At 48.3% G+C, this 26,608-nt stretch carries 20 protein-coding genes; 4 read left to right on the forward strand and 16 right to left on the reverse strand.

Annotated features, from left to right (window positions below; all coding sequences use genetic code 11):
* Positions 1-12: 12 nt before the first annotated feature.
* The gene (locus AB1L17_RS11945; RefSeq protein WP_412845051.1) at positions 13-525 is read left to right on the forward strand and encodes an acireductone dioxygenase; all 513 of its coding nucleotides are present in this window, start codon (positions 13-15) and stop codon (positions 523-525) included.
* A gap of 42 nt (positions 526-567) precedes the next feature.
* On the opposite strand, the gene AB1L17_RS11950 is transcribed toward AB1L17_RS11945, so the two are convergent.
* From AB1L17_RS11950 to AB1L17_RS11960, 3 genes are read right to left on the reverse strand one after another with little or no spacing between them, the layout of a single operon-like run.
* Positions 568-1,686, reverse strand: coding sequence for a Ger(x)C family spore germination protein (locus AB1L17_RS11950; RefSeq protein WP_412845050.1), 1,119 nt, complete (start codon positions 1,684-1,686; stop codon positions 568-570).
* A complete protein-coding gene (locus tag AB1L17_RS11955; RefSeq protein WP_412845049.1) occupies positions 1,683-2,783 on the reverse strand; it encodes a GerAB/ArcD/ProY family transporter in 1,101 nt (366 codons plus the stop codon). The genes AB1L17_RS11950 and AB1L17_RS11955 overlap by 4 nt, the downstream gene beginning before the upstream one ends.
* Positions 2,780-4,330 carry a spore germination protein gene (locus AB1L17_RS11960; RefSeq protein ID WP_412845048.1) on the reverse strand — a complete coding sequence of 517 codons (1,551 nt, stop codon included), beginning with the start codon at positions 4,328-4,330 and terminating at the stop codon, positions 2,780-2,782. Before AB1L17_RS11960 ends, AB1L17_RS11955 begins: the two co-directional genes overlap by 4 nt.
* A 158-nt stretch (positions 4,331-4,488) precedes the next feature.
* On the opposite strand from AB1L17_RS11960, the gene AB1L17_RS11965 reads away from it, so the two are divergent.
* The 3 genes from AB1L17_RS11965 to AB1L17_RS11975 are packed head-to-tail and all read left to right on the forward strand — an operon-like array spanning position 4,489 to position 8,228.
* Positions 4,489-5,577, forward strand: a complete 1,089-nt coding sequence (locus AB1L17_RS11965; protein ID WP_412845047.1) for an endospore germination permease — start codon at positions 4,489-4,491, stop codon at positions 5,575-5,577.
* The gene (locus tag AB1L17_RS11970) at positions 5,564-7,075 is read left to right on the forward strand and encodes a spore germination protein (RefSeq protein ID WP_412845045.1); all 1,512 of its coding nucleotides are present in this window, start codon (positions 5,564-5,566) and stop codon (positions 7,073-7,075) included. The genes AB1L17_RS11965 and AB1L17_RS11970 overlap by 14 nt, the downstream gene beginning before the upstream one ends.
* A gap of 1 nt (position 7,076) precedes the next feature.
* Positions 7,077-8,228, forward strand: a complete 1,152-nt coding sequence (locus AB1L17_RS11975; protein ID WP_412845043.1) for a Ger(x)C family spore germination protein — start codon at positions 7,077-7,079, stop codon at positions 8,226-8,228.
* A gap of 40 nt (positions 8,229-8,268) precedes the next feature.
* On the opposite strand, the gene AB1L17_RS11980 is transcribed toward AB1L17_RS11975, so the two are convergent.
* From AB1L17_RS11980 to AB1L17_RS12040, 13 genes are all read right to left on the reverse strand, one after another.
* Positions 8,269-8,793, reverse strand: coding sequence for a phage tail protein (locus tag AB1L17_RS11980; protein ID WP_412845042.1), 525 nt, complete (start codon positions 8,791-8,793; stop codon positions 8,269-8,271).
* A 13-nt stretch (positions 8,794-8,806) separates the two neighbouring features.
* Positions 8,807-9,304 (reverse strand): phage tail protein, encoded by a 498-nt coding sequence (locus AB1L17_RS11985; RefSeq protein ID WP_412845041.1) that lies wholly within the window; start codon positions 9,302-9,304, stop codon positions 8,807-8,809.
* Between the two features lie 31 nt (positions 9,305-9,335).
* Positions 9,336-9,851, reverse strand: a complete 516-nt coding sequence (locus AB1L17_RS11990) for a phage tail protein (RefSeq protein ID WP_412845040.1) — start codon at positions 9,849-9,851, stop codon at positions 9,336-9,338.
* Positions 9,852-9,899: 48 nt separating this feature from the next.
* Positions 9,900-10,193, reverse strand: a complete 294-nt coding sequence (locus tag AB1L17_RS11995) for a DUF6916 family protein (RefSeq protein WP_412845039.1) — start codon at positions 10,191-10,193, stop codon at positions 9,900-9,902.
* A 20-nt stretch (positions 10,194-10,213) separates the two neighbouring features.
* On the reverse strand, positions 10,214-10,699 hold the full coding sequence (locus AB1L17_RS12000; protein ID WP_412845037.1) for a GNAT family N-acetyltransferase: 486 nt from the start codon (positions 10,697-10,699) through the stop codon (positions 10,214-10,216).
* 117 nt (positions 10,700-10,816) lie between these two features.
* The gene (locus tag AB1L17_RS12005; protein WP_412845036.1) at positions 10,817-16,243 is read right to left on the reverse strand and encodes an Ig-like domain-containing protein; all 5,427 of its coding nucleotides are present in this window, start codon (positions 16,241-16,243) and stop codon (positions 10,817-10,819) included.
* 212 nt (positions 16,244-16,455) lie between these two features.
* Positions 16,456-18,234 carry an acyl-CoA dehydrogenase FadE gene (locus tag AB1L17_RS12010; RefSeq protein ID WP_412845035.1) on the reverse strand — a complete coding sequence of 593 codons (1,779 nt, stop codon included), beginning with the start codon at positions 18,232-18,234 and terminating at the stop codon, positions 16,456-16,458.
* Positions 18,235-18,259: 25 nt separating this feature from the next.
* A complete protein-coding gene (locus AB1L17_RS12015) occupies positions 18,260-19,438 on the reverse strand; it encodes an acetyl-CoA C-acetyltransferase (protein WP_412845034.1) in 1,179 nt (392 codons plus the stop codon).
* A gap of 18 nt (positions 19,439-19,456) precedes the next feature.
* Complete coding sequence (locus AB1L17_RS12020; RefSeq protein ID WP_412845033.1) at positions 19,457-21,865, reverse strand: 3-hydroxyacyl-CoA dehydrogenase/enoyl-CoA hydratase family protein; 2,409 nt, start codon at positions 21,863-21,865, stop codon at positions 19,457-19,459.
* 369 nt (positions 21,866-22,234) lie between these two features.
* Positions 22,235-23,356: an S-layer homology domain-containing protein gene (locus tag AB1L17_RS12025; protein WP_412845031.1), complete on the reverse strand. Its 1,122-nt coding sequence runs from the start codon at positions 23,354-23,356 to the stop codon at positions 22,235-22,237.
* A gap of 232 nt (positions 23,357-23,588) precedes the next feature.
* Positions 23,589-25,256, reverse strand: a complete 1,668-nt coding sequence (locus AB1L17_RS12030; RefSeq protein WP_412845030.1) for a putative ABC transporter permease subunit — start codon at positions 25,254-25,256, stop codon at positions 23,589-23,591.
* Complete coding sequence (locus AB1L17_RS12035) at positions 25,249-25,974, reverse strand: ABC transporter ATP-binding protein (RefSeq protein ID WP_412845029.1); 726 nt, start codon at positions 25,972-25,974, stop codon at positions 25,249-25,251. Before AB1L17_RS12035 ends, AB1L17_RS12030 begins: the two co-directional genes overlap by 8 nt.
* 98 nt (positions 25,975-26,072) lie before the next feature.
* A complete protein-coding gene (locus tag AB1L17_RS12040; RefSeq protein WP_412845028.1) occupies positions 26,073-26,489 on the reverse strand; it encodes a hypothetical protein in 417 nt (138 codons plus the stop codon).
* Between the last annotated feature and the right edge of the window lie 119 nt (positions 26,490-26,608).

Genomic DNA, 26,608 nt, shown 5'->3' on the forward strand with positions numbered 1-26,608 from the left:
GAGGAACAAACGATGGCACAAATTCGTTTCCACGACAACAATGAGTACATCTCATCACCTGAGGAAGTTGTCTCCTTCCTGGACACCCAAGAAATCATTTACGAAAAATGGGGCGTCGATCGTCTCGATCCGAAGCACCGTGATAACTACAGCCCGACAGACGAAGAGAAACAAGAAATTCTGGACACCTTCAAGCCGGAAATCGATGCGATCAGCGAACGTCGCGGTTACTTGACTGCAGATATTATCGTTCTCTCTGACAAAACGCCTAATCTCGACGAGCTGCTCGTAAAATTCAAAGGCGAGCATCACCATACCGACGATGAGTGCCGCTTCTGCGTAGACGGCCACGGTATTTTCGCGATTAAAGGCAAGGACGGTCGTTACTTTGACGTTGAGCTGGAACCAGGCGATTTGATCTCCGTACCGCCAAACTACCGTCACTACTTCACCTTGATGGACGACCGCAAAATAAAAGCGATCCGCCTGTTCGTGACTCCAGCAGGCTGGGAAGCGATCTATTAATCGTCAACACCCTGGTCCATTTCGGTTGCCAGGGTGTTTCTTTTATTTCACGACTCCATTTCCTTTAATAGATACTTCTGGTTTGAGTTGAACTGTTGCATCTGCAAATGCTGTCGGCCAATCATGTTGAACCTTTTTCCATTCCTCGTATTCATAGGCACGTGCATACAGTCCAAAACCAAACGGGTCCGTCTTGGCTTCTTGGCATTTCTTGATCATCTGAGCGTAATCCTTTCGTAGTTCCTCAATGATCAACTGTTCCAGCTTTCTGTAGTCCTTTTCCATGTTGTATGCAAACAATCTTTCTGATATCGCCACACGAAAATTCATTTGAACATCGAAATGGAACTTGCCGTCCCGATAGGTCGTCTTTACTTTTTTATTGACGCCTTTTACGATAAAGCTGATTCTGTCCTTTATAATTGGGTGCTGTTCGTTCTGCAACTTCACTGGGATGGTGATGGATATTTCCCCCTGTTTTTCATGAAGCATCATCTGCAAGAGCACCGTATTATGCGTATCGACAGATCCGGCATAGACTCCTTTTTTCGTTAACAATGCTGTTCCCTTTATTCTTACCCCATGTTTCTCCTTCTTCAGCTCTGTGATGTGGGGAGTCATACCTTTTTCAAACATTTGCCGATGAAATTCCTGCGCTCTCGTCTTTACCGTCAGATTTCTTCGATTGGCTGTATCAATCAGCTTTGTCAGATGCAGAGCAAGACGAGGCTTGTCCTTCGGCTTGTATTCAAACATCTCGTTCAAAGGGCCATCCAGCATGACCATTCGTGCGTTAACACTGAACTTCGCATCGCGAAAAACTACATCCAGTATCGAAAACCAGTCCGGATGCTGCAACAGCCGCTTACCTAGCACAATAATCTGGATTTTGCCTGATACAGTCAGAGCCGTTACGATCTCATCAAAGCCCATTCTCGACTCTCTTGTGCTAGAGGCCCTGACTCCGTATTCCTCCGTCTTTTCTTTTGCTTCCTTGCTGAACACCGGGCTTGACATATAAAAGAGAAGTTCATTTTTTTCATTCAAATCGATTCCCATCATCAAAGAAAGGGTCGCATCCTCCAGATTGATCCGATCCATACATCCGGTTAGCATGACGACCAATACAGTCGATAGGATGATCTGCACAAACGCCTTCATGCCTTTTCTCCCCTCTCATTTCGCTTTGATAGCCAGATCGGCCCCCAAGCCAATAGAGGAAGCAAGTAAGCGAAGAGCATTCCAACAAAACTCCAGGTCTCCGTTATAGTATTCACCTCGATGAAAGAAGGCGTATACAACCAAGCCGCGACCGATACCAAGCAGAGAAACACCAGCAAATGCTTTCGATGATCCGGGCTATTGAATAACTGGCTTGTGGAAAAAACGGTGAAATACATATAGGTCATTGCCGTTGTCGATAAAATGAACAAATAAAACGCAAGAAAAATAATATCGATGCGCTCCAGAAAGCGGTATTCAATCACCTTCCACAAGTTGAGCGTAGGCCAAGTATATTGGGTGATCTCATCTGGACAGAAAAAGGTATAGCAAATGATGGTGATGTACAAATAAACGAGCAAGGTAAGTGTATTTGCCACTACAATACCGATCGATGCGTACTGCTTTTTCTGAAGAAAGGGGTATACAAAATAGGCTAATTCAAACCCAAGAAAAGACAGGACGGTAGTCTTGCTAGCCAACACGATAGGCATCCATCCCTCTTTTATCAGAGGCAAAAAGTGCAACCAATGTGCGTCCCTTAAAGCTGTCGCGAGTACGAGCGGCATCCAGAGAGTGAGATAGAACACCAGCTCAGAATACCTCCCAATCACACGCAGTCCCCCCTGCACGACAATATAGGCGGGAATCGCAAATAATGCGACAATGATGTATCCAGGTGTTTGCGACAATATCCATACATTGATAATCGCAGTTGTGTTGACAAAGAGGACAGTCGCTGCAAACCCGCAATACATGCACATGAAAATCGTTGCCACTTTTCCTAACCATTTGCCCAAGAGAAGATGGAAAATATCAATGATCGTCTTATCCGGGTAACGTTTCATCATATTGGTGGTAACGAGGCTTACGAGCACCGCTGCTGCCCATCCAATAAACAGGGATATCCATCCGTCTGTACCTGCCTGCTCCGCCAATTCTCGCGGGATTGTCAAGACGCCAATCCCAATCTGTGTCCCGTGAATGAGAAAAATGTATTGCAGGACGGACAACTCATAATACGCATATTTTTTCATTCGCCACTCCCCTTTGGCTGATTATCCTCCTGCCTTTTTGGTTGAACCGCTCTGGCTCCTTTTGGGCGGTCAATCATTTTCCACAGAGGCAAGCGGATAAACAGGTCTTTCCAATCTGCGAAGCGAACAGGAGCAAGAGGACTTCCATAGGGGACACCCAGGGATTGTAACCCTATCAAGTGCCCAATCAACGCCATCAGCCCCACTACAATCCCGACGATTCCAAACATCGCTGCTAATACCATCATGAGAAATCGGATGAGCCTAACAGCGGAAGCCATGTCATAATTCGGAATGATAAAAGACGAGATTGCAGTAAAAGCCACGACAATCACCATAATATTGCTCACGATTCCTGCCTGAACAACTGCTTGGCCGATAACGATACCGCCGACGATACCGACTGTTTGTCCGATCGGAGCCGGTAAACGAATTCCCGATTCCCGAAGCATTTCCAGCGTGAGCTCCATGAGCAGCGCTTCGATCAAAGGAGGAAATGGCACTTTTTCGCGCGACTCTCCGATCGACAGGATCAAATCGAGCGGAATGACCTCATAATTGAATGAAATCAACGCTATATAGATCGCAGGCAAAAAAGTTGCCACCAGGAAAGCCAGGTATCGAAGCAAGCGAATAAATGAGGCAACAGGCCAGCGCATGCTGTAGTCGTCGACATTTTGGAAAAAGGAAGCGAAACCAACAGGACCTATCAATACGCTTGGCGAACGATCACAGACAACGACAATCTTCCCTTGGAGTAAATGAGAGGCCGCAGTATCTGGTCTTTCCGATGTAATGAACTGCGGAAAAGGTGAGAATGGACTATCCTCGATGTACTCCTCCAGCTCTGCCGTATTGAGGATCGCATCAACCTGAATACGCCCGAGCCGCTCTTCCAGCTCCTGTAGCACCTGCGGATTCGCGACATCGGCCAAAAACATGATAGAGAGCTTCGTCCCCCCTCGTTCTCCGATCCAAAGCTCTTTGATTTTCAGCTCGCGATTAGGGATATAGCGGCGAATCAAGGCGACGTTTTGGGAGTCCGTTTCAACAAATCCTTGATGGGCCCCCTTCAGTGCGGCCTCCAATGACGGATCTTCAATAGCCCTCTGCGGCCATCCATTCGTTTCCATTACGAGCGCTTCTTTTCGCCCCTCGATAAACAAAACACTGCTGCCTTTCAGAATCTCGTTTTCTACGGTCTGAAAGTCATAGGCAACAAATACCTTTCCAACAGATAACAGGTCAAAAATGCTGCTGCTTACCCCTTCTACCTTTTGAGACAGAAGCGGACGAAGCACGTTATTGTTTATGGAGTTTTTGTCAACCAATCCGGTGAGATAGACGAGTGTGACTTTCCCTCCCGCATGTCGGCTGTCAAACGTACGGATCACCAAATCAGGCGTCAACGTAAAGATCGCATTCAGTTCTGCAATGTTCTCGCTTAATTGACCATGGATTTCGCGGACACGGATAGACTCACCCGAGTGGAGAAGCCTGTCTTTGATCGATGTCTTTCTCCTTCTCAGCCACCCTCTCATCGCCATCTCGTACGCTCCCGCCCTTACCGAATAATGTTCCATTAGCGTTCGTGAGAGCTTCCAAAAATATGCATGCAACTTGGCACATCCTGCCGCCAAATCGAATAAATCCCAACGCCCTGCAAATACTGTTGGGAGTAAGAGATTACTTTGGCGGGAGAATCATGAAAAACGGATTATCTTTTACACAAATCGTCGTCATGCTGCTCTTAACCAACGGATTGATGAACCACGTCATTGTCATTCCGATGATGCTAGATTCGGCCAAAAGAGACTCCTGGATTTCGGTTTTGTTAGCTGGTCTGCTTTACTTGTTGTGGACAGGCTTACTTTATTCCATCTATAAAAAAACGGAGCATGAACATTTGTTTCACTGGATCAAAAAGACGTACGGCTTCCCGCTTTATTTCGTATTGGCGCTGCTGACTTGTGTATACTGCTTTACAATCGCCACCATGACGATGACCGATACGATTACCTGGATCAATTTATCGTTTGCTCCAGAAACACCACTGGAAGTTCACACGATCCTGTTTGCAGTCCTGTGTCTCGTAAATGCGATGTTTGGCATTCGCTCTATTGCGATTACTTCTTCTGTACTTTTGCCGTTGGTTGTACTCCTTGGTTTTTTTATCATGTCAACGAACTTTCCCAACAAGGATTACAGCCTGCTCCTCCCTATGCTGGAACATGGGATGACACCTGTTTTAAAAGGAATGATGTATGCGGGCACAGGCTTTGCCGAGCTGCTCCTCTTTTTGTTTATCAAGCATCACCTTCAATCCAGAGTGCCGTACTATCAAATCTTCATCCTTGCGTTTGTCCTGATTGGTCTTACATTCGGTCCCACACTAGGGGCTATTGTGGAATTCGGTCCTGATAAAGCAGGAAAATTGCGCTATCCTGCCTATGAAGAGTGGCGGCTCGCCAATATTGGCTTGTATATCGAGCATCTCGATTTCCTGAGCATATACCAATGGTTTAGCGGTGCCTTTACGCGGATTTCTCTATCGCTGTTGCTGATCGTAGAAATTCTAATAATTCCGTACGGCAAGAAACGGGTTTGGTGGTTAATCGGTCTCTTTCTCATCTCATCTGCTCTCTCTCTTTATCCCATGAGTGCGATTCAATTTTACAGCCTGTTATCAAAACAGCTTTTGCCCAGTCTCTTGGTAATAGCCCTGTTTCTTTCCATCGTTTTTGCTCTCTTGACAGCCTTCGCCCCCAGGAGGAAACAACATGAAGAATCGTAGGTTTGCCAAGGTGAAAGGATATGCACAAGCATCTGACTTCAAGGAATTACCTTCTATTTCCGTACCGGCTTTTCAAACTCTGTTTCAAGACTGCAATGACGTATGCATTGATACGCACACGCTGGTTCCGGGGCCCTCTCCCATACGCGTGCATTTTATATACGCGGACTGCATTTGCGATTTAGACCACATCAGCGAGTATTTGATGCCGCAGCTCATGCAGCTTTTTGTCAACGAAGTCATCCTCGATGCAGAGGATTTACTTGAAAAACGACTCTTTTATATGAATGAGCTGACTCAGCCGACGAATGTCGATTGGATATGCAGGCATGTTTTTTCCGGAAATTTGTTAATGTTGTTTGAAGACTTTCAAGCTGTTTATTATGTGGAGACTGGGAATCCACCCAGACGTGAACCCGAAGAAACCAACACTGATGCATCGATTAGCGGCCCACGCGACGGCTTCACGGAGGAAATCAATACGAATCTGGGCTTGATCCGCAAAAGGCTTCGGACGTATCAATTGAAATTCGTTCCGTATATTGTCGGTACCCATACTCATACGCGGATTGGTTTATTGTATTTGCAGGACCAAATCGATCCGCAACTGTTGAAGGAAATTCACGACAGAATGGATTCGCTTGATAGTAAGGGCATCATTAGCGGTATGCAGGTAGAAGAAAGGCTATCTCGATCCCCCTTTACTCTTTTGCCAGAATATCAGTACACCGGTAGACCGGATTACGTAGTGAACGCCCTGTTAAAAGGACGGTTTGCTATTTTGGTCGATGGCTCTCCCATTGCGTTCATTGGCCCGGTTAACTTTTTCATGCTGCTGAACGCTGCCGAAGATACCAGCTCCTCTGTTTTTTCTGTGGTATTCGTTCGTGTGTTGCGGATCGCCTGTGTGATCATTTCGCTTTTTTTACCTGGCTTTTGGGTCGCGCTTACTACGTATCATCAAGAACAGCTCCCCTATACACTGATAGCCACCATTGTAAAATCGAGACAAGGCGTTCCCTTGCCAGCTGCCTTGGAGGTTTTGCTCATGGTGCTGTTGTTTGATCTGTTCAAGGAGGCTGGTTTGCGCCTTCCGATGTCCATCGGTCAAACGCTGTCTGTTGTAGGAGGCTTGATCGTTGGACAAGCAGCGATATCGGCAGGCTTGACGTCCACAGGCAGCCTTGTCATTGTCGCTCTGTCCGTAATGGCTACTTTTACATTATCGAATCAACATATCGTCTCGACGATAACACTGTTTCGGTTCGGAATCTTGCTCTTATGCTCTCTTCTCGGGATGTTTGGTTTTATGATGTCTCTGTTGGCAATGGTTCTGTTCTTTTCCAACATGCGCTCATTTGGCGTATACTATTTGTCACCGCTTGCCCCGACCTCCTGGCCTGACTTGTATAAAACCTTAATTCGCACACCTTGGCGCAAAGCAGAGAAAAGCCCTGAGTTTCTTCATCAGTCCCCTCAAAAAAGGAAGGGATCCTGACATGACTCGCATCCGCGTCATTGCCGTAACCCTCCTCCTCTCGCTCTTGCTCAGTGGCTGCTGGAACGCGCGTGAAATTGAGAATCTGCTTTATGTCACTGCACTGGGTGTGGATTATGTTGATAACAAATTTGTCGTATACGCCCAAATTTTGAGCTTCTCCACAATCGCCAAGCAAGAAGCAGGTGGAGAGCAAACTACGAGCGGGGTTGCTATTGCAAAAGGCAGCGGTGACTCTTTTGTCAGTGCATTGTTTAGTTTGTATCCTGCGAATCAGGAGCAAATGACTTGGAGCCATATTCGCTCCATTGTTCTTAGTGAACAGGTACTGAAGCGTCCTCATTTCGATCAGGTCCTGGACGAACTCGACCGATTTTACGAATTTCGTTACACCCTCTGGACGTATGCAACCCAAGAGCCACTGATGGATATTCTTACGCCCAAGCAAGTATTCAACCAGCCCGTGATTTATTCGCAACTGTCCAATCCACAAGATCTCTACAAGCAAAACTCTGTTCTTTATCCGCTGAAGCTGTTTCAAGTCGTCAGCAAAAGAGATGAGCCAAACAAGGTTGTCTACGTACCAATGCTCTCCATTAACACGAAGACTTGGTCGGAGGACGATAAACCGTTACCCCAGCTAAAAACAACAGGTGCCTGCATGCTGCAAAACAAGGAGGTCAAGGGATGCTGGCCACGCTCAGAGCTTCTAGGATTGCGCTGGGTCGACGAGCAGATGAACCGATCGTTACTGACAATAAAGAAGGGCAATCAGCCTCTGGCTAATCTCGTCCTGCAAAAACCAAAAGTAAAAATTGAGCCGCTGTTGCGAGACAATCAAGTCACTTTTCAGATTGATGTGGAGCTGCTGGGCTTCATACCGCAACACCAGCACATAAGCCCGATTCGGGAAATCGAGAAGGAAGCTGCGAAAAAAATCGAAGAGGAGATTCGGGGGTTGTACGAAAAAGGGTTGAAGCAAAATATGGACACACTCCAACTAGGGCACACCCTTTATCGCAAATATCCGAAAGAATGGAAACGCCTGCAGAAAAATGAAGCTCTCCCCCTCCATTCGTCTTCTCTGGGGGCTGTAAACGTCCAAGTAAAGATTCACGATGGCGGGATTTCGAAGGTGAAACAAGTGCGTTAAATGGGAAAGGAGCAAAGCGTTGAACTTTGCTCCTTCCTGCTTATCCCCTCGGCGGGAAGATTCCATTTAAACAAATGATAAAAGAAAGTCCCAAATAAGGCTGCATGTTGCTATGAGGATGTGTTTCTCCCGTAATTCCGATTGCTTCCGGGCTTAGGTGTGTGTTGTCACTAGTCGTTCCATAAGCACCAATCCCTCCGCGTCCGCTTGTGCTCGACCAGATCGCATTTACAGGACTGTCAATTGTCGGCGTATTGGAGGCTTTGGCTTCATGGGTATGAGCAGGCATATTCGTGTGGAGCAACGTCACATTAGCAACGCCCCCTATTTCCCCAACAACACGAGGAGTTAGACCTGGCCCAGCCCCTTGACCCATCGGCACTTTTCCCTGCAAGTTAGGCAGGGCAAATGTACTTTTTCCATCCCCACCAAATTGAACCCCCAAAATGGAAAACAACGCGGTGTTTTGATGAATTGGTATGAGCTGCCCGTTGCAAAAGGCCCAGTCTTTCGGTGGAAAGCTTCCAGCAAAGATACGAATTTCTCCAAAAAATGCGTCAGCCATATGCTAGCCTCCTCTAATTTCTTGTCGGAAAAATGCCCTGCAACGCGATACAAAAATTGACGACGGTATATGGCTGCATATTTTGATGCGGAAGGGACCCGCCGCTTTTTGCCAATGCTTGTGCGCTCATGTCAGCGTCCATGACCATTGCGTACGTGGTGGAATTGTTTTGCGCCCAATAGTTTTTATCGGCAACTCTTGTGTCGCCAATCGTATTTGTCCCAATTGCCAGGTGATTATGAGCTGGCATTTCCTTAACGGTTAACGTGTGCGTCTCGGCCCCAGCTTTCTGTCCGAAAGTAACACCATTCCCCCAATGAACAGGAACACGTCCCCGTAAATCCGGTAAGGCAAAATTCGTTGTCCCGTTTCCCCCATATGTAGTGCCAAGTAGCGCATACAGTGCTTGGTTCTGATTAATATTTAAGAGCTGTCCATTACATAACGCCCAACCTCTTGGAGCGAAAGAGAATGAAAACTGCCTGATTTCCCCGAGAAATGGTTCTGCCATACGTACGTCCTCCTTCCGATTTGTGAAAGTGTTAGTCTTGGCTAGGGTATACTCCGTGCACAGCAATAATGAAGGTAATCACACCAAATGGCATCAAATTTTCATGAGGCTGATTTCCACCGACACTACTAATAGAAGCTGCATTCAACGCAATTTCCGGTGCATTCGTGGAAAACTCCTGTGCTTGTTTAGCCCATACGGCACCTGACGGACTATCTTTTGTACCAAGCTGGCTCGAGCATGTAACCGTGTGTGTATGGGCAGGGAGATTATCTTTGGTCAAGAACACCGATTCTACCCCCGCTTTTTGCCCTATTACAAAATCAGTAGGCTGGTCCGTAGCCTTCCCTTGGTGAACTGGTATGCGACCACACAAATCCGGAAGAGCAAATGTGGTGACCCCGTTTCCACCATACGTCGTTCCGATCAGCGCATACAAAGTTTCGTACTCTGCAATAGACAGCAGTTGCCCATTACATAATGCCCAGTTAGCTGGGGCAAAGTTCCCGCCAAACATACGGATTTCTCCAAGATACGGTTCTGCCATTTCTTCATCCTCCTCATCGTTTCGATGAATGCTTGTCCACCCTTACTGCTACTTATATCGATTAATCACTGCCTCATACTGAAACCCTTGGGGCGTACGCATGACTGGGACGAGAAACAAGAAGACTTCGCCTAACGTCGGATGTGATAGGGCATATGTGCCCTGTTCCAATTGCACAGATACTGGTCCCTGAAAGAGCAGGGTGAAGCTGGAAAACATTTCATCCTCACGTTCATTTGCTTCCTGTAACGAAATCTCGATGGTCTCGTAAGGCGCAGGAAGCGGAACCTGGAATGCCGTGTTGACTTGCTCCAAAAAAGCTACGTAAGTAGGGATAACCATCGTCTCACTCCTGTTTTGTCCTATTTTTGTGTTGGAGTCTTTGATGAGCGCCACTCCATGGCGTGATACATTTCCGTTGAACCCGTCACGACAAACCCGAGCCGTTCGTACAGACGCATGGCTGGATTTTCGCATTGCACGTGTAAGCGAACAGGCATATTTGACCCGGATGCTTCATCCTGTAGCTTTCCGATCAACTGTGTGCCGATTCCCTTTCCACGAAAGGCAGGCAACAAAGAGATGTCGACGAGCTGCATCGCTTCGGATGCATTTGCCGTCATGATCCTGCCGACCGCCCATTGATCATGCACAATGATTTGGTGGAGCAGCACAGGAAACCGCGCGTGATACGAGTGCTGCTGCATACGAAATTGCATCTGCATAAATGTCAGCTTGTCCGCTTCATTCCAGCCCCAATGCGCCATTTCTTCCTCTCTGGTCGAACGGTATAGCTCGTGTAAAAAAGCCTCGTCTTGCTCAGGAATGACTAACCTTGTCTGAATCATAATCCTCCATAAACGAAAAATAATTTCACTTTTCTATCTATTCTAATACTTTTCAGGTCAGCTCATCAACATAAGAGAAAAAGCAGGAAGTGTCAGCCCGAGCTGACACTTCCACAGCTACCAGACGGAAATTTTTATTGTGACCGTCTCTCCACCGAACTCTACTGTGATCTTGGTGCGACCTGGTTTCAATGCTGTAATGACACCCTTCTCTACGGTTACAATCTCTGAATCTTCTACGGTCCATTCAACCTCTTCAGTTACGACTTCTTTGTAGCCCTGGTTGTAAACCCCATACAGGATGACCTCTCCTGTTTTGTCAGCTCTCAGGCGAATAGAGGTACTCGATGCCCTCAGACTCTCCAGTTCCTTTTCTTCCACGACCAGGATGCGGATCGTTACCTTTTTACCGCCATATGTCGCGGTGATGGTTGCTCTTCCCTCTCCCTGCGCAGTCAGTTCGCCATCTTCTGTTACCTCTACGACATCTTCGTCGCTGGAAGACCAAGTGGCCAGCTCCGTCACCTCTTGCTCGTTCTTGTCACTGTAGATGGCTGTAAGAGTAAGCTGTACCTCGTCGCCTTCCTCCAGCACCGCTTCCTTCTGGGAAGGGATTAACGAACGGATTGTTTTCTTCGATACCGTTACCGGAATCTCCAGCTCTTCGCCCAGGTAGATAACGGTGATCGTATCTTCTCCCTCTGTTTTTCCGGCAGTAATACGTCCCTGCTTGATGGTGACGAGCTCGTTTTCCGTCTCGTATTCTACATGGTTGTCTTTGGTGATCTCGGTCCGTTTTTTGCCATCAACCTTGTACAGCTTGAAGGTTGCTTTTGCTTTTGGCTTGAGCCAGAAGGACGCTTCCGATGCTTCCAGCTTAAACGTTGCTTTGTCCTTGACGGTTACTTCGCACGTAGCGGTCTTGTTGCCGTCCTCCGTCGTCACCGTGATGATCGCGGTTCCCGCGCTAATCGCCGTGATCTTTCCTTCTTCATCTACCCGGGCGATATCGGGATCACTGCTTTCCCACTTGACTCGCTTGTTCGTGGCATTGCTAGGCTTCACCTTAGCACGTAGAGTTTCGGTTTCACCGATTCGAAGCGACAGCTCCTCCTCGTCCAGCTCTACCCCGGTTACTGGCTCACCTGTAGGCGGATCAGGGCGATGTGGAATATACAGCTCGATCGTATCCTCAAACGAAGCGGTATTTCCTGCTTCATCACGTAGCTCTAGCAGTACCTTTTTCTTTCCGTTACCGTAATCGACTCTCCAAGTGACGTCAGCCTTTATCTTTTCCCAATCCGTCCATTTGGCTTTTTCATTGGAAATGCGCATTTCGACATCGCCAAGTGCGTCTGTAGCCGTAATGTCGAGCTTCACTTGTGTAGACGTCGTAATTTCAGCGCCTCCGTTAATCTGAATAGAACCATCCGGCGCCGTTTTGTCCAAGGTAAAGGTCAGGACGGTTTCGTTGCCAGCAGCATCGACGACTCGCAGCTCGTGCACGCCTTCGCTGGTGACCTGATCACCACTTGCAAAAGACGCTCCGTTCAATGTCGCTGTTCCTTCGTTAAAGGTGATCGTGACGTCTTCGTTGTAAATCCCTTTGTCTTCTACACCTTTGACGACTGGAACGCCTGCATCCAGCTCGATCGTATCAGAGACGGTCGTAACGTTTCCTGCCTCGTCCTTGATCTCCATCTCAACGGTCTTCGTTCCGTCATCGGCTGTTAGCTTCCATGCTTTTGTCCCAGCAGGAGCTTCCCAGCCGCTCCAGTCACTGTCGCCGTTTGCGAAGCGCACCTGCACATCGCTCGTGCTGTCGCTGGCAGTTACTGTGAGCGTGACGTCGCGGGACTTCGTCTCACCGGCACCGTTGTTGATGGAGATTGATCCAGTTGGAGCGACAGCGTCCAGCTCAATCGTATCGCTCAGCTTTGTCATGTTGTCCGCTTTATCTCTCAGCTTTACGTAGACGGTTTTTATACCGTTTGTACTGCCATCCGCGAGATTCCATGTCTTCGTCTCAGTCAACTTCTCCCATGTGCCCGAGCTGTCATCCACGTTGGACACCAGCATCTCGATGCCGTTTGTATCGCCTGGCACGTTGATTTGGAGCGTGACGTCTTCGGATGTAGTGAACTCTGCTCCTTCGTTGATGCTGACGCTTCCAGTCGGCGGTGTTTTATCGAGTGTAAAGGTAACGGTCGTGCTGTTTTGCGCGCTGTCTGTCACGACCAGCTTATGCGTTCCTTCTGTGCTGACGACAGAGCCACTCGTGAAAGGGGTGCCGTTGAGCAAAGCCGTGCCCTCATCAAACGTAATCGTAACGTCATTGCTGTAAGTCTGATTATCGGCTACACCCGTGACGACGGGTGCTTTTGTATCCAGCGTAATTTGATCTTGGTACGAAATCTGGTTACCCGCTTCATCCTTCAGCTCCACGTAGACCGTTTTGATGCCATCTGATCCATCCAGCTCCCAGGAAACATTCCCTTTCGCCGGGGCCGCTTCCCAAGCGCTCCATGTAACATTGTCGTTTGAGAGGCGCATTTGTACCTTGTGTGTATCAGCAGACTCAATGCCCAAGGTCACTTTGCTTGCATTCGTTTGATCTTTTCCTTCATTGATCGTAATACTGCCCGTTGGTTGAATCATATCAAGTACGATCTCGTCACTCATGCTCGCGGTATTGCCTGCCTGATCTTTTACTTCCATGAACACTGTCTTGCTTCCGTCTCCTGCTAACAGAGTCCATGGTTTTGTTGGTGCCAGCGCTTCCCACGCACTCCAGCTAGCCGGATCGCTATTGTCATGGGTAAAACGCATTTGCAGACCGCTGCTTGAATCATTCACATCAATTTTCAGCGTACTGGCGAGTGTATTGGTCATTGCCGCACCGTTATTAATCGAGAGACTACCCGTCGGCTTCGTCACATCTACGGAGAACTGAAGCGTCACCTGATTGCCAGCCTCATCAGTAACGACCAGCGTATACTCACCGTCTTCGCTGACAACCTCTCCGTCTTCAATCTTCTTGCCATTTAAAGTAGCCGTTCCTTCATTGAAGTGGATCGTGACATTTTCGCTGTACAGCTTGTTATTTTCTACACCTGTGACCACTGGGAGAACCGTGTCCAATGTAATCGACTTCTGCAAGTCAACGGTATTGCCAGCCCTGTCGATCAGCTTCATGTAGACCGTTTTCGAACCGTCGCCGCTAGGCAATGTCCATGCTTTGCTCGTCGCAGCGCTCTCTGGTGCACTCCATGTGGTGTTGTCGGATGAGAACTGCATTTGCACACCAGCATTGGCGTCAGTGAATGTGATTTGCAGGTTTACATCTGATTGTTTCGTATGGGTGTCTCCGTTATTGATCACAAGACTGCCAGTAGGTGCGGTTTTATCAATCGTAAAGGTAACCGTCGTAGTATTGTTCGCTGCATCCTTCACAACCAGCGTATGCACGCCTTCATTCTTAATCGTAGTACCACTGGTAAAGCTGTCTCCGTCAAGCGTCGCTGTCCCTTCCGTGAAGGTAGGCGTCACATCTGTATTGTAAAAGCTGCCGTCTACAACCCCGCTAACGATGGGGCTCTTCGTATCCAGCATGATTGTATCAGAGATCGTCTTTTCATTTCCGGCGCCATCGCGGAACGTGGCATAAACCGTTTTTTCCCCATCACCACTGGCCAAGGTCCAGTCCAAGGTGTTGCTAGGTGGTACAGGCTGCCAGTCCCCTGTAGTGCTACTGTCGTTGGATAAGCTCACCTGTACTGCCCCGTGGACATCACTCGCGCTGATCGTCAGGGCTACCTTTTCTGTCGAGGTAGCTTCCTTCCCCTCATTGATGACCATCGTTGCGGTCGGAGGCGTCATATCTAGCGTGATCTGATCCTCGAAGCTCGCGGTGTTCCCTGCTCCATCCATCAGCTTCATGTAAACCGTTTTTTCCCCTTCGCCCGGAGGCAACAAAGTGAACGGTTTGGCAGGCAGGAACGGTTCAAACGCAGTCCAAGTGGTGTTATCGCTAGAAAAACTCATCTGGACATTACCTGAACCGCCATCTCTTCCGTCAACGGTCAGCATGACGTCTTGATTTCGGGTGTAGGCCGCACCACTATTGATGTTAACCGATCCAGTCGGTGCTGTTCTATCGATGATAAACGTAATCGTCGTCGTATTGCCTGCCGCATCTGTCACGATCAATAAATAGTTGTTATCGCTGCTCACTTTTGTCCCGCTCGTAAATGGACTTCCATTCAGGGTGGCAGTTCCCTCGGTAAAATCGATTTTGACGTCCGTATTGTAAACAGTGTTATTCGCTACCCCTGTTACTGTTGGTGATGTCGTATCAAGCACAATGTCATCCTGTGCTTTTATTACACCGCCTGTCGTATCTTGTAGCTCCATATACACCGTTTTATTTTCGTCCCCTGAGGAAAGACGCCAAGGAACAGTCGCAGCAAACGCCTTCCATTCACTCCATCCATCGACTCCGTTATTGGATAGGCGGTATTGTGGTACAGAGTCAGGGTCGTTGTGGGTTAAGCCGAGCGTCACATCTGTATTATTTGTGATTATTGCTCCTGCATTGATCGCAATCGTAGCGGCCGTTGGTGGCTCATCGACATTGGTGACTTGAATGGTAAACTCTTTACTCGCCATCGTAGCCCCTGCCCCGTCTTTTGCCTCAATCGTCACCGTATAACTGTTCTTCGTCTCGAAGTCAAATGACTGATTTGCTTTCAATTGATTTCCTGCAATCGTAAATGCATCAGCATCTACGCCACTCCTTGTATAGCTGGTGGCAGTCATTCCCGGTGTAGAGAGAGTCCCAATCGTATCACCGACATTGTTATTCTCGGCAATTTGATTTTTAGACAGCTGCACAGCAGCGTACGTGACAATCAATTCGGCGCCCTTTCCAGAGGTTAATTTGTCATAGAACAAATAGTGTGAAGTATCTCCTCCAGTGGAAGCATCTGGACCGGTTAGGACAAAGCTGGCTTTTTGATCTGTCTGTTGTTGTTCCACTATAAAGGAAGTGACATCGAATTTCTTACTTACATTTGTTCCCGGGTACTTCAATACCTCTTTGGATACTATGGGAACGGTTTTAGTGTGATCATTCGGATCAGGTATTTTGGTATCTGATTCTGTCCATGCATCGTCTTTTGAACCATAAATATTCATGAAAGTCTCGGGTTCTGGAGTAGCAATTATATTGATTCGCTTGATTTCAATTTTTAACTCAGCTTTTTCAATGACTCGATCTTTGGGTAAATCGAATTGCAAAGCTGCTTTGGAATAGATCGGTTTTCCGCCTTCTGTATAAAAGCCGACCCAATGAATATACGGGTATTCAGCACCATCCCTATCACCATCTTTATAAGATTTCGTGTCGTTTTCCACAAATTTATCAAGGGTTACTGGGATTGAATCAGTTGTACCAGCAGCTTGTGCTCCTTCATGAAAATAAATCGGCTGAATCATCGTAAAAATCAGAATGAATATCAGGAAACGAGCCAACATTTTTTTCATAGACGCCTTATGTTTCCTCCTTTCATCAGAAATTCCATCACGATCGACCACCTCCAGATTTCAATCAAGAAAAATATAGCAATAATCTCTCTAAAAGAAATCTAACTAAAGTTAGTATATTCATGATCTTGCTATTTTTTCTGCGGATAAACGGATAGTGAAAAGAAAAAGGAGCAAAGCTCAACGCTTTGCTCCCTCGTTTTCTCCTTAGACTACACTACGTATTCTCCCGCTTCGATCAGGCGATCCGCAATCGAACGTTTGAGCGCTACTGTATTGATCGGTGTACGGCGCGTCAGCTTTTTCAGGATCGAGAGGCGTAGACGAAGCTCATCGCCCTCCTCCATCGCCGCCAATGCTTCCTTCGCCCAGCCTTCGACACGGTCGAACGCTTCATGCACATAGACAGCGGTCATTTCCAGCTTCTGCTGCTCCGCCTCGATGCCATTTGCCGCAATCGCTTTTTCCGTCCGTTTCACGATGCTGTCCATCGCATACAGCTCGATCAGCATGTCAGCCGCGAATGCCAAGAGCTCCTGTTCCTTGGAAATCGCCTGCTGGTATTTCATCAGTGCTGAACCAGCCACCATCAAAATGATTTTGCGCGTGATGTCAATGAGGTGCTTCTCTACAGCCAAAGGCGCATCCTCAATCTCTTCCGGATAATAGCTCATCAGCTCTGCTTGCAGACTGCTTGCTGCTTGCAGGAGCGGCAGCTCGCCTTTCATCGCCTTTTTCACCAGCGTATCCGGGATGAGCAAGCGGTTGATTTCATTCGTTCCTTCGAAAATGCGGTTAATACGCGAGTCACGGTACATGTTCTCGATCTCGTACTCGGACATGAAACCATAGCCACCGTGGATTTGCACGCCTTCGTCCACGCAGTAATCCAGAACCTCTGTGGCAAATACTTTATTGATCGAGCATTCAATCGCGTAATCGGCAATCGCCTTCGCCACCTCTGCGCCATCGTCCGCTTTTTCACCCAAGCGTGTCAGCGCAGTATCGAACAAACCAACTGTCCGATAGACGGAGCTTTCTGCCGCATACGTTTTCACTGCCATGTTCGCCAATTTATTTTTGATTAAGGTAAAGTTGGCAATTGGCGTTTTGAACTGTTTGCGCTCTTTTGCGTAGTTCGTCGCGATTTCCACCGCTTTTTTTGCGGAGCCGACTGCACCAACAGCGAGCTTGTAACGACCGACGTTCAAGATGTTGAACGCGATCACATGACCTCTTCCAGGCTCACCGAGCAGATTGGCTACAGGCACAGGTACATCTTCCAAAATCACGGTGCGTGTAGAAGAGCATTTGATCCCCATCTTCTTCTCTTCCGGTCCAAACGAAACGCCCGGGAACGTGCGCTCGACGATAAACGCAGTGAATTTCTCGCCATCAATTTTGGCGTACACGATAAATACATCAGCGAAGCCAGCGTTTGTAATCCATTGCTTCTCCCCGTTGAGAATATAGTGCGTACCATCTTCGGAGAGGGTAGCCGTCGTCTTCGCCCCCAGCGCATCCGAGCCGGAGCCAGGCTCGGTCAGGCAGTAAGCGGCAATTCGTTTTCCGTACGCCAAATCAGGCAGGTAGCGTTGTTTTTGCTCCTCGTTTCCGAAGTACACGATCGGCAATGATCCGATTCCGACATGCGCACCATAGCTGAGCGCAAAGCCACGAGCAAGCGAGAACTTCTCTGTTACCAATGCGGTGCTGACTTTATCCAGCCCCAAACCTTCGTATTTCTCCGGAACATCACCAGCCAAGAGACCCAGCTCGCCTGCTTCCTTCAACAAACGAACCGAAATATCAAACTGATGGTTCTCCAGCTCTTCCAAATGTGGACGAACTTCATTGTTGACGAAATCCTCTGTCGTCTTGGCGATCATCTTCTGCTCGTCGCTGTACTCTTCTGGCACGAACACATCATCAGCCGAGCCTGCATCAATCAAAAAGCTTCCACCGCGGATCAAATCTTTTGTTTCTGCCATAACTATCCCTCTCCTTATATTGAAATTAGATCATTTCAAAAACACCAGCAGCACCCATACCCCCGCCGATACACATTGTAACGACTCCGTATTTGCCGCCCCTGCGTCTCATTTCGTTCAAAAGCTGTACGGTCAGCTTCGCACCGCTGCAACCGAGTGGGTGGCCTAATGCGATAGCTCCGCCATTTACATTGACCTTTTCAGGATCGAGTCCCAGCTCGCGAATGACTGCGATCGACTGAGAAGCAAACGCTTCATTGAGCTCGAACAGATCGACATCCTCGACACTGATTCCCGCCAGCTTCAATGCTTTTGGAATCGCGACGACAGGTCCGATGCCCATGATATCTGGATCTACACCGCCAACCGTAAAGGACCGGAACTTGGCAATCGGCTCGACACCCAGCTCGGCTGCTTTTTCAGCAGACATGACGAGAACTGCTGCTGCACCGTCGCTTGTTTGCGAGGAGTTACCTGCCGTTACGCTGCCTTGTACATGAAAGACTGGTCTCAGCTTGGCGAGTGCCTCCATCGTCGTATCCGCACGCGCTCCTTCATCCTTGTCAAAAACACGTTCCTGAACGTGAACCTTGCCTGCTTCATCCACAAAATGGTGCTTCACAGTCAACGGTACGATCTCATCCTGGAATTTCCCTGTGGTAATCGCGGCCGTGGCACGTTGATGGCTTTGCAGAGCAAAAGCATCCTGATCCTCACGGGAAATGTTGTACCGCTTCGCTACTTCTTCTGCTGTATGGCCCATGCTCATGTACGCTTCCGGCTTCGTTTCTACCAGTGTCGGATTGAGTGCAATTTTGTGACCGAGCATCGGTACCAGACTCATGCTCTCTACACCGCCAGCAACGACCACATCAGAGCTGCCGACCATGATCTGCTGAGCAGCGTAGGCGATCGTCTGCAAGCCGGAGGAGCAAAAGCGGTTGATCGTGATTCCCGATACATTTGTCGGCAGACCGGCGCGCAGTCCAATCAAGCGAGCCATATTCATTCCTTGTTCTGCTTCCGGTACAGCCGTCCCCATGATGATATCCTCGATGTCAGCCGGATCGAGCTGTGGGACGCGGCGCAACAGGTCACTTACGACTGCGGCTCCCATATCGACTGGATGAACATCCTTGAGGCTACCTTTTTTCGCTTTGCCGATCGCGGTGCGGGCGCCCGCGACGATAACTGCTTCTCTCATCGTTACCCCTCCCTCTCCCTAGTTACGCAAAGGCTTGTTTTTGGTCAGCATGTGCTGCATCCGCTGCTGGCTTTTCGGCGTCTTGATCAGTTCGAGGAACGCTTGCTTCTCCAGCTCCAGAATGTAGCTCTCGGTCACTTCTGTACCCGCTGGCACATTACCACCTGACATGACATACGCGACCTTGCTTGCGATCAGCTCGTCATGCTCGGAAATATATCCGCTCTTTTTCATCGCATAAATATTTTGGCGCAGGTTCGCATAACCGGTTTCTCCGATCACGCGGATTTTGCGTGGTGCCGGGGGCGTGTAGCCCTCTTTATCCATCATCAGTACCAGCTGCTTCGCATCGTATAGCAGGTGGTCAGCATTGACACTGACGCGGTCAGTTGGGCGCAGGTATCCCAAATTGATCGCTTCCTGTCCGCTGGTAGATACCTTTGCCATGGCAATCGCTTCAAACGCCTTCGCCACGAACGGGAACGGATCGACTGGCACGCTGCCTCCCTCCGGAACGTTTTCCATGGCTCTGAACAGCATTTCCTTCGTTCCTCCACCACCTGGCAGAAGTCCTACGCCAACCTCTACCAATCCGAGGTAGGTTTCAGCCGACGCCTGCACACGATCCGCGAGATAGACGACCTCGACACCGCCGCCCAACGTCATGCCAAACGGTGCTGCGACGACTGGACGATGCATGTAGCGCAATGCCCGTGCGGTTTTGTGGAAGTTGGTGACGAGCATGTCGAGCTCTAGCCAGTTCTCATCCTGTGCTTCCATCAGCGCCATTGCGAGATTCATTCCGACGCAGAAGTTTTTGCCCTGATTTCCGATAACCAGTCCGGCGAAGTTCTTCTGCACTTCCTCTGCTGCCTGATTCGCCATCTGCAGAACATCCATCCCGAGCGCATTGTGCGGGGAAGTGAATTCCAGACATGCCACTCCATCCCCCAAATCGACCAGTGCAGCCCCCGCATTTTTCTTGATCAGCTTGCCCTGTTCCTTAAGCGCAGCCAGATTGATGTTTTCCTTGCTCTCTTCGACGTCCTTGTAGGCGCCCCCGATAGAAAACACGCGGCTCTTCCCTTGCTCTTTTTGATAGAAGGAAGTTTTCCCGCTCGCGAGCAGCTCTTCGACGAGTGCTGGAATCTTCTCGTTTTCCTCACGCATTCTCGCAACTGACTTTTCGACTCCGATGGCATCCCATGTCTCGAATGGCCCCATCTCCCAGCCGAAGCCCCACTTCATAGCCTGATCGACAGCGACGATATCGTCTGCGATCTCATGAGCCTTTTCAGCCGAGTACAGCAGTACCTTTTTGAAAACACTCCAGACGAATTCGCTGCCCTTGTCCTTGCCGTATGCGAGCGCTCTCAACTTATCAGGCAATGTCTTGGCTGTTTTGGCTGCTTCGAGGGAAGCGAACTTCGGCCTCACACTTGGACGGTATTCCAGCGTGTCAACCGACAGCGCTAGGATCTCTTTCCCTTTCTCCGTTTTCACTTGCTTGAAAAAGCCTTGACCTGCCTTTTGCCCGATCCATCTTTTCTCTACCATTTGCAGGACGAATTCCGGCACTTCAAAAACCGAACGCTCCAGCTCATCCGTGCTTTTGTTCCTGACGTTGCCCGCCACATGCACGTAAGTATCCAGTCCGACGACATCCAGAGTGCGGAACGTCGCGCTTTTCGGTCGGCCAATGACCGGCCCTGTCAACGCATCTACCTCATCTACCCCAAGCCCAATACGCACCATTTCGTGGATCGACACCTGCAATCCATATGTACCGATGCGATTAGCGATGAAGTTAGGCGTGTCCTTGCACACGACCATTCCTTTTCCGAGCACTTGCTCACCAAAATGCTTCATGAAAGAGACGACTTGCGGGTCTGTATCTTGCCCTGGAATCAACTCCAGCAGCTTCAAGTAGCGCGGTGGGTTGAAAAAGTGCGTGCCAAGGAAGTGCTTGCGGAAGTCATCCGAGCGACCCTCTGCCATTTCATTGATAGAAACCCCGGACGTATTGGAAGAGACGATTGTCCCTGGCTTGCGATGCGCTTCTACCATGGCGAAGACGCTTTTCTTCACCTCGATGTTCTCGACAACTACCTCAATAATCCAATCGACCTCGCTCAAGTAAGAGAGGTGGTCTGCGAAGTTACCAACCGTAATCAAATCGATGTTCTTAATATCGTAGAGCGGCGCCGGCTTTTCCTTCAAAAGTCGGTCACGGCCCGCCTGTGCGATCCGGTTTTTCACCACGCTATCAGACAAAGTAAGTCCTTTTTTGCTCTCATCTGCTGTCAATTCACGCGGCACGATGTCCAGTAAATAAGTGGGAATACCGACGTTGGCTAAATGTGCTGCGATCCCAGCGCCCATGACGCCTGAACCGAGAACAGCCGCCTTGCGAATTTTGCGTTCCATCTCCAAATCCTCCTTTTAAAACCTAGTCATGGCTTTTTCATGGTCAAAAGAATGGCCTCGCTACAGTAAATACCTAATATTCAGACTAACAGAGCATTTGTAAAACTTCTACTTTTCCATAGGATATTCCTGTATACATCAGCTCATGTCTCTTGTTGAATGAATACTCATTCAGTATGTGGGTTAAAAAAGGACATCCCACGTTTGGGCTCCCTTGCACGCCCGGAGATGTTACGCTCCCACCAACTGAATCACCGTTCAGTTTTTATTGTAATCGAAAATTCTGTCAGTTGCAATCGTCACTTGTCGCTTCTTTTTATAAAGAAAACAAAAGGGGCGTACCGGTGTCCGGCGCCCCTGTATACTTTGCTATTTTTGCGAGTAAATCAGTGTGGTGATCTTGCGCCCGAAAATATTGGACGCGTCCTCTTCCAATTTGTATTCAATCTGGAAGTCTCCATTTTTCGGGTCGAGATAATGGGCAATTACCCAAATGGCTTTGGAATTGTTTTCGTCTGCCTTGACCGTTATTTTAACCGGTCCGTTATACTTCGGCACTTGCGCAAGCTTTGTCATGCTTTTGAGTGCATCTTCTGTGAAAATCGCAGACAGATGCTTCTGATTTTTCGTTTCGTACGCCAAATTCGCTGCTCGTAAGTACACCTGCGCGATGTGTTGCTGATTCGCAGGCGAACCACGAAACTGCGCTGCCGTATCAACCCGGTAATAATCGATCAGTCGCTTCATGACAACTACGTATTCTGCTCGCGTCATGATCTTATCCGGCGAAAAGGTCTTGTCCGTGAGAAACAAATTGAACTCTCGGATGCCTAGTGCGTACGGTGAATATGTATCCCGGTAGAAGCGATCACGCTTCCATTCGTAGTAGCTGTTAAAGTAAGATGCTGCATCCTGTGGTTTAATATTGGCCGTACGGTATTTTTGCGGCGCAAGCATATGCAATAGCACCAGACTGGCTTCTTCTCTCGACAGTGGCCACTGCATCCCGGCACTGGACATCCACCATTCCGGGTTTTCCTTCGCTTGCTTCTTCATCAAGTGACCGTTTTCAGCCAAATATAAATAGTACAGCATCCGGTCTCCTGGATCGAATTTGCTCAGATCGTCCGTCTCGATTCTCATCAGGGTCTTCAGATTGCTCAGCAGTTGATCTACTTCCCCCCGGAGTAGATAGCGATGATCCAGGTTTGCTTTTCGTTCTGGCTTTTCGATAGGACCATATACCGTCTCAAAGACGCGATTCAGCATAGCCAAAGCTTCGCCTCGTGTAACCGGTTTGTTTGGGTAAAAAGGCTGATAACCCTTCCTTTTTACGATACCCAGATCTGCCATCTCGTTAATGTGCTCACGAGCCCAGTGTTCCTGTATGTCCGTAAACATACCAGGTGCAGCTGCATTCGCACTCCCTGAATAAACGCTTTGCACTACTAGCAATGCCATGAGAAAAACGGCAGCAAAACGCTTTACCATGACTTACGATAACTCCTTTCTTTTCATGATAGATTCCTTACTCCCTTTTTCTGGTATTTCGTCCCCAGTAGCATCCATTCCTGCCAGATTGGTCTATTTTTCCTGGGTCTGATCTCTCCCTTTCTTGTATCGGGATGAACGGGGGAGTTCATTATACTTTTTCAAAAGTAATGAAAAAAAGCCGCACTTTGCATATAGCGGCCCAAAAATATTCTTTTCCTGCATACACTGACTAGCCCTCGATCTGTTCTAGCCAGATTGGTCCCTTGGTCACAAGCAATCGATATAAGAAAATGTTGATGAGAGTGAACAGGACGAATATCCCAAGCGCTGTACCAAGCATAGAGATCCCCAGCGAAAAACTGGTCAGTACGACCAGGCCTCCTGCCATTAGCCCTATTACCAGCGGGAAAAGCGGATTGAGATTTTGTTTAACCGCCTCCTGTTCCGAGCTCCAGCGCAGCTTGGGCAGCTGCAAATCCACTATGATACCAACAAGATTGATAAAAATCAGGCCAGAAATTCCGCTCACGATGGCAAGCATGATAAAAGTAGGTGAAAGCTGCAATAACCACACGGCTTCTGCAAGAAGCAACAACATACTCACCGCGCTTAGCACCAGTCCTGGAAAAAGCTTCGCCAGCAGGATCTGTCGATATGGCATCGGCAAAAGCTTATTCGTAAAAAACCCCTGACCCTCTCTGGATATGGCGGTTACAGACGTGCTATTCATTGCACCCATGAGGAGAAAAGCAGCAAAGGCGATCGCTATACTCATACCCGCTACCGATTCCTTCTGCATGACCATTTGAATGAACGCAATCGTCTCCCCACTGTCACGGCGACTTAGCAATGGGATCAAAACGAGTATCGGAATCAAAATGCTGGATAACGAACAATTCATCAGAAAAGCTGGTGTCCGCCATAACATTTTCCATTCCTTGAGCGCATAGGCAAGTACTGCTGGACGTTTTTGAATCAGCTTGGCAAATGCAGTATCGACTACTTCTTTTCGTTTGGCAACTGACTCACTCATTCCCATAACACCCGAAAAGTAGATATGCTGTCCGACGTAGAGTAAGACTGCTACAGCAGTCATTGCCACGAGAAGAAAAGCAATCAAATACCCGAGAGAGCCCCATGTTCCGCTGTCTACCAAGGCAAGGGCAGCCAGATTACTCCCAGGGAACAGCTGTGTGACAAGACTCAACAGCCCATTTTCTTGTGTCAACAGCATTTGCTGAAATTGCTCGATACCAAATTCACTTCCGCTAGACTGGCGTTGGAACATCGCTTGAAGACCAACGACGATGCCAATCCCGATTAGACCCCCAATGATCCGGAAGCGTTCTTTGTATTTTTTGACGTTCGTAAAGCTCATGAACAGCATCACGATAAGAGCCGCAAAAACAAGCGGCAAGACAGGAACGATCAGAAAGACAAGGATCGCCAGCAGATAGTAGATGATCCCTGCGCCACTTTTCACTCCATACGTAATGAACAACGGTCCCAGAAAAACCAGCGCTGTATAATATTCATACAAGAGGGCGAGGGCAAATTTCGCACCGAGAATGTGTCCGGGAGCAAACGGCATTGGCAGCAAATGCTCGACATCCTTCGAATAGTAGAAAACGCTTAAGACGTACAATATTCCGAACAAAAAGATGGCGAGAGAAGACATGGCCACACCTAATCCGAGGATGGCACCCTCCTGTCCAAGCGGAGCCAATCCGTCGTACAGCTCTGAAATCATCACGACAGCCGAAGCAACCACTGGAAGAACACCTATTGCAATGACGATATACAAGAGCGCAGTCTTCCAGCCACTCCCCTTCCCCATTCTCCAGGCAGGTTCCGCGTTCTTCATCATCATCCTCGTCAAAATCAGCACTTTATTCATGCTTCGTCAACTCCAGGAACAAGCTTTCCAGCGATACGTTTGACTGAAAATGCTCGCGCAGCTCAGAAAAGGTCCCAGAGAACAAGATTTTGCCCTTGTTGATGATCCCGACTCGATCACACAGCTTCTCCGCGACCTCCAGTACATGTGTGGAAAAGAATACGGTTCGACCGCTATCGGCGTGCTCTCGCATCATTTCTTTTAGCGTAAAGGATGACTTGGGATCAAGTCCAGTCAAAGGCTCATCGAGAATCCATACCTCCGGCTGATGAACGAGCGCACCCATGATCATGATTTTTTGACGCATGCCATGCGAATAGCTCTGAATCGGATCACCCAGCGCGCTTTTCATATCAAAGCGATCCGCAAGCTGCAATATCCGGGTTCCTCGTACGTCTTGCGGCACCTCATAAATATCTGCCATGAAGCTGACATACTCTAGGCCCTTCAGTCGCAAAAAAAGATCAGGGCTATCCGGTACATAACCGAATTGATGCTTTGCTTCGAGTGCTTCAGATCGAATATTTTTTCCATTTATCGTGATCTCGCCTTGATCCGGACGTGTGATACCTGTGATCATTTTGATCGTGGTTGTCTTGCCAGCTCCGTTTGGACCGAGGAAACCAAAAATTTCTCCTTTGGGCACTGTGAGATTCATTTGATCCACTGCTTTTATGGTGCCGTTGTAGCTTTTCGTCACATTGACCAGATCAATCATTGTTGGATTCTCTCCTTTTCCCTTTTATTACGAGTGAATCAAGAAAAAGTTCCAAGAAAAGTAAAAGAGCCGTCAGTCATCCCCAACGGCTCTCTTTATTAGTTTTGCGGTACAAAGCTGCCATCACGCAGCATTGTCAATTCACCCATGATGAAAGCAAAATCTTCGTTCTCGTCCAGCTTGCCACTTTCCTCCAACGCTTCCAAACGACGCAGAAGCATGTTGGCAAAATCCTGAATCTGTACCGGATGTGCCTCCATGTCGGCCTCATCCAAAATATCAAAGCCAGTCAAGGCCTCCAAGTGAGTCACGATACGAAAACCGCCGATTTCCCCAAGGAATTCTTGCTTGTTTATTTTTGATTTCTCCAATTTTTGCAGCATGGACAAAATATCATTCGCTAGCACACTCGGAAAAGCAACTTGATAGAAGTTGCGATTTTTTGCTTCTTCCGTTTTGATAATCAAAATATCAATACCGTCCGGTTTCTTTGCTTTTTTTCCAAACCCAAACATAGATTCCACCTCAATTATTCGATCTGTCCAACTCTCTCCATGATAGACATAATCCGAGAGTCAGACAACCCCTATCCAAATATTAACTTGGCTAATTGTCTTTTTTGAACACACGCTAA

Source organism: Brevibacillus jepli (assembly GCF_047229145.1).
Taxonomy (GTDB): domain Bacteria; phylum Bacillota; class Bacilli; order Brevibacillales; family Brevibacillaceae; genus Brevibacillus.

What these genes read in the sequence shown, in the direction of transcription:
- AB1L17_RS11945 (WP_412845051.1), top strand. Translation starts at nt 13, where the DNA reads ATGGCACAAATTCGTTTCCACGACAACAATGAGTACATCTCATCACCT.
- AB1L17_RS11950 (WP_412845050.1), bottom strand. Translation starts at nt 1,686, where the DNA reads ATGAAGGCGTTTGTGCAGATCATCCTATCGACTGTATTGGTCGTCATG.
- AB1L17_RS11955 (WP_412845049.1), bottom strand. Translation starts at nt 2,783, where the DNA reads ATGAAAAAATATGCGTATTATGAGTTGTCCGTCCTGCAATACATTTTT.
- AB1L17_RS11960 (WP_412845048.1), bottom strand. Translation starts at nt 4,330, where the DNA reads ATGGCGATGAGAGGGTGGCTGAGAAGGAGAAAGACATCGATCAAAGAC.
- AB1L17_RS11965 (WP_412845047.1), top strand. Translation starts at nt 4,489, where the DNA reads ATGAAAAACGGATTATCTTTTACACAAATCGTCGTCATGCTGCTCTTA.
- AB1L17_RS11970 (WP_412845045.1), top strand. Translation starts at nt 5,564, where the DNA reads ATGAAGAATCGTAGGTTTGCCAAGGTGAAAGGATATGCACAAGCATCT.
- AB1L17_RS11975 (WP_412845043.1), top strand. Translation starts at nt 7,077, where the DNA reads ATGACTCGCATCCGCGTCATTGCCGTAACCCTCCTCCTCTCGCTCTTG.
- AB1L17_RS11980 (WP_412845042.1), bottom strand. Translation starts at nt 8,793, where the DNA reads ATGGCTGACGCATTTTTTGGAGAAATTCGTATCTTTGCTGGAAGCTTT.
- AB1L17_RS11985 (WP_412845041.1), bottom strand. Translation starts at nt 9,304, where the DNA reads ATGGCAGAACCATTTCTCGGGGAAATCAGGCAGTTTTCATTCTCTTTC.
- AB1L17_RS11990 (WP_412845040.1), bottom strand. Translation starts at nt 9,851, where the DNA reads ATGGCAGAACCGTATCTTGGAGAAATCCGTATGTTTGGCGGGAACTTT.
- AB1L17_RS11995 (WP_412845039.1), bottom strand. Translation starts at nt 10,193, where the DNA reads ATGGTTATCCCTACTTACGTAGCTTTTTTGGAGCAAGTCAACACGGCA.
- AB1L17_RS12000 (WP_412845037.1), bottom strand. Translation starts at nt 10,699, where the DNA reads ATGATTCAGACAAGGTTAGTCATTCCTGAGCAAGACGAGGCTTTTTTA.
- AB1L17_RS12005 (WP_412845036.1), bottom strand. Translation starts at nt 16,243, where the DNA reads ATGAAAAAAATGTTGGCTCGTTTCCTGATATTCATTCTGATTTTTACG.
- AB1L17_RS12010 (WP_412845035.1), bottom strand. Translation starts at nt 18,234, where the DNA reads ATGGCAGAAACAAAAGATTTGATCCGCGGTGGAAGCTTTTTGATTGAT.
- AB1L17_RS12015 (WP_412845034.1), bottom strand. Translation starts at nt 19,438, where the DNA reads ATGAGAGAAGCAGTTATCGTCGCGGGCGCCCGCACCGCGATCGGCAAA.
- AB1L17_RS12020 (WP_412845033.1), bottom strand. Translation starts at nt 21,865, where the DNA reads ATGGAACGCAAAATTCGCAAGGCGGCTGTTCTCGGTTCAGGCGTCATG.
- AB1L17_RS12025 (WP_412845031.1), bottom strand. Translation starts at nt 23,356, where the DNA reads ATGGTAAAGCGTTTTGCTGCCGTTTTTCTCATGGCATTGCTAGTAGTG.
- AB1L17_RS12030 (WP_412845030.1), bottom strand. Translation starts at nt 25,256, where the DNA reads ATGAATAAAGTGCTGATTTTGACGAGGATGATGATGAAGAACGCGGAA.
- AB1L17_RS12035 (WP_412845029.1), bottom strand. Translation starts at nt 25,974, where the DNA reads ATGATTGATCTGGTCAATGTGACGAAAAGCTACAACGGCACCATAAAA.
- AB1L17_RS12040 (WP_412845028.1), bottom strand. Translation starts at nt 26,489, where the DNA reads ATGTTTGGGTTTGGAAAAAAAGCAAAGAAACCGGACGGTATTGATATT.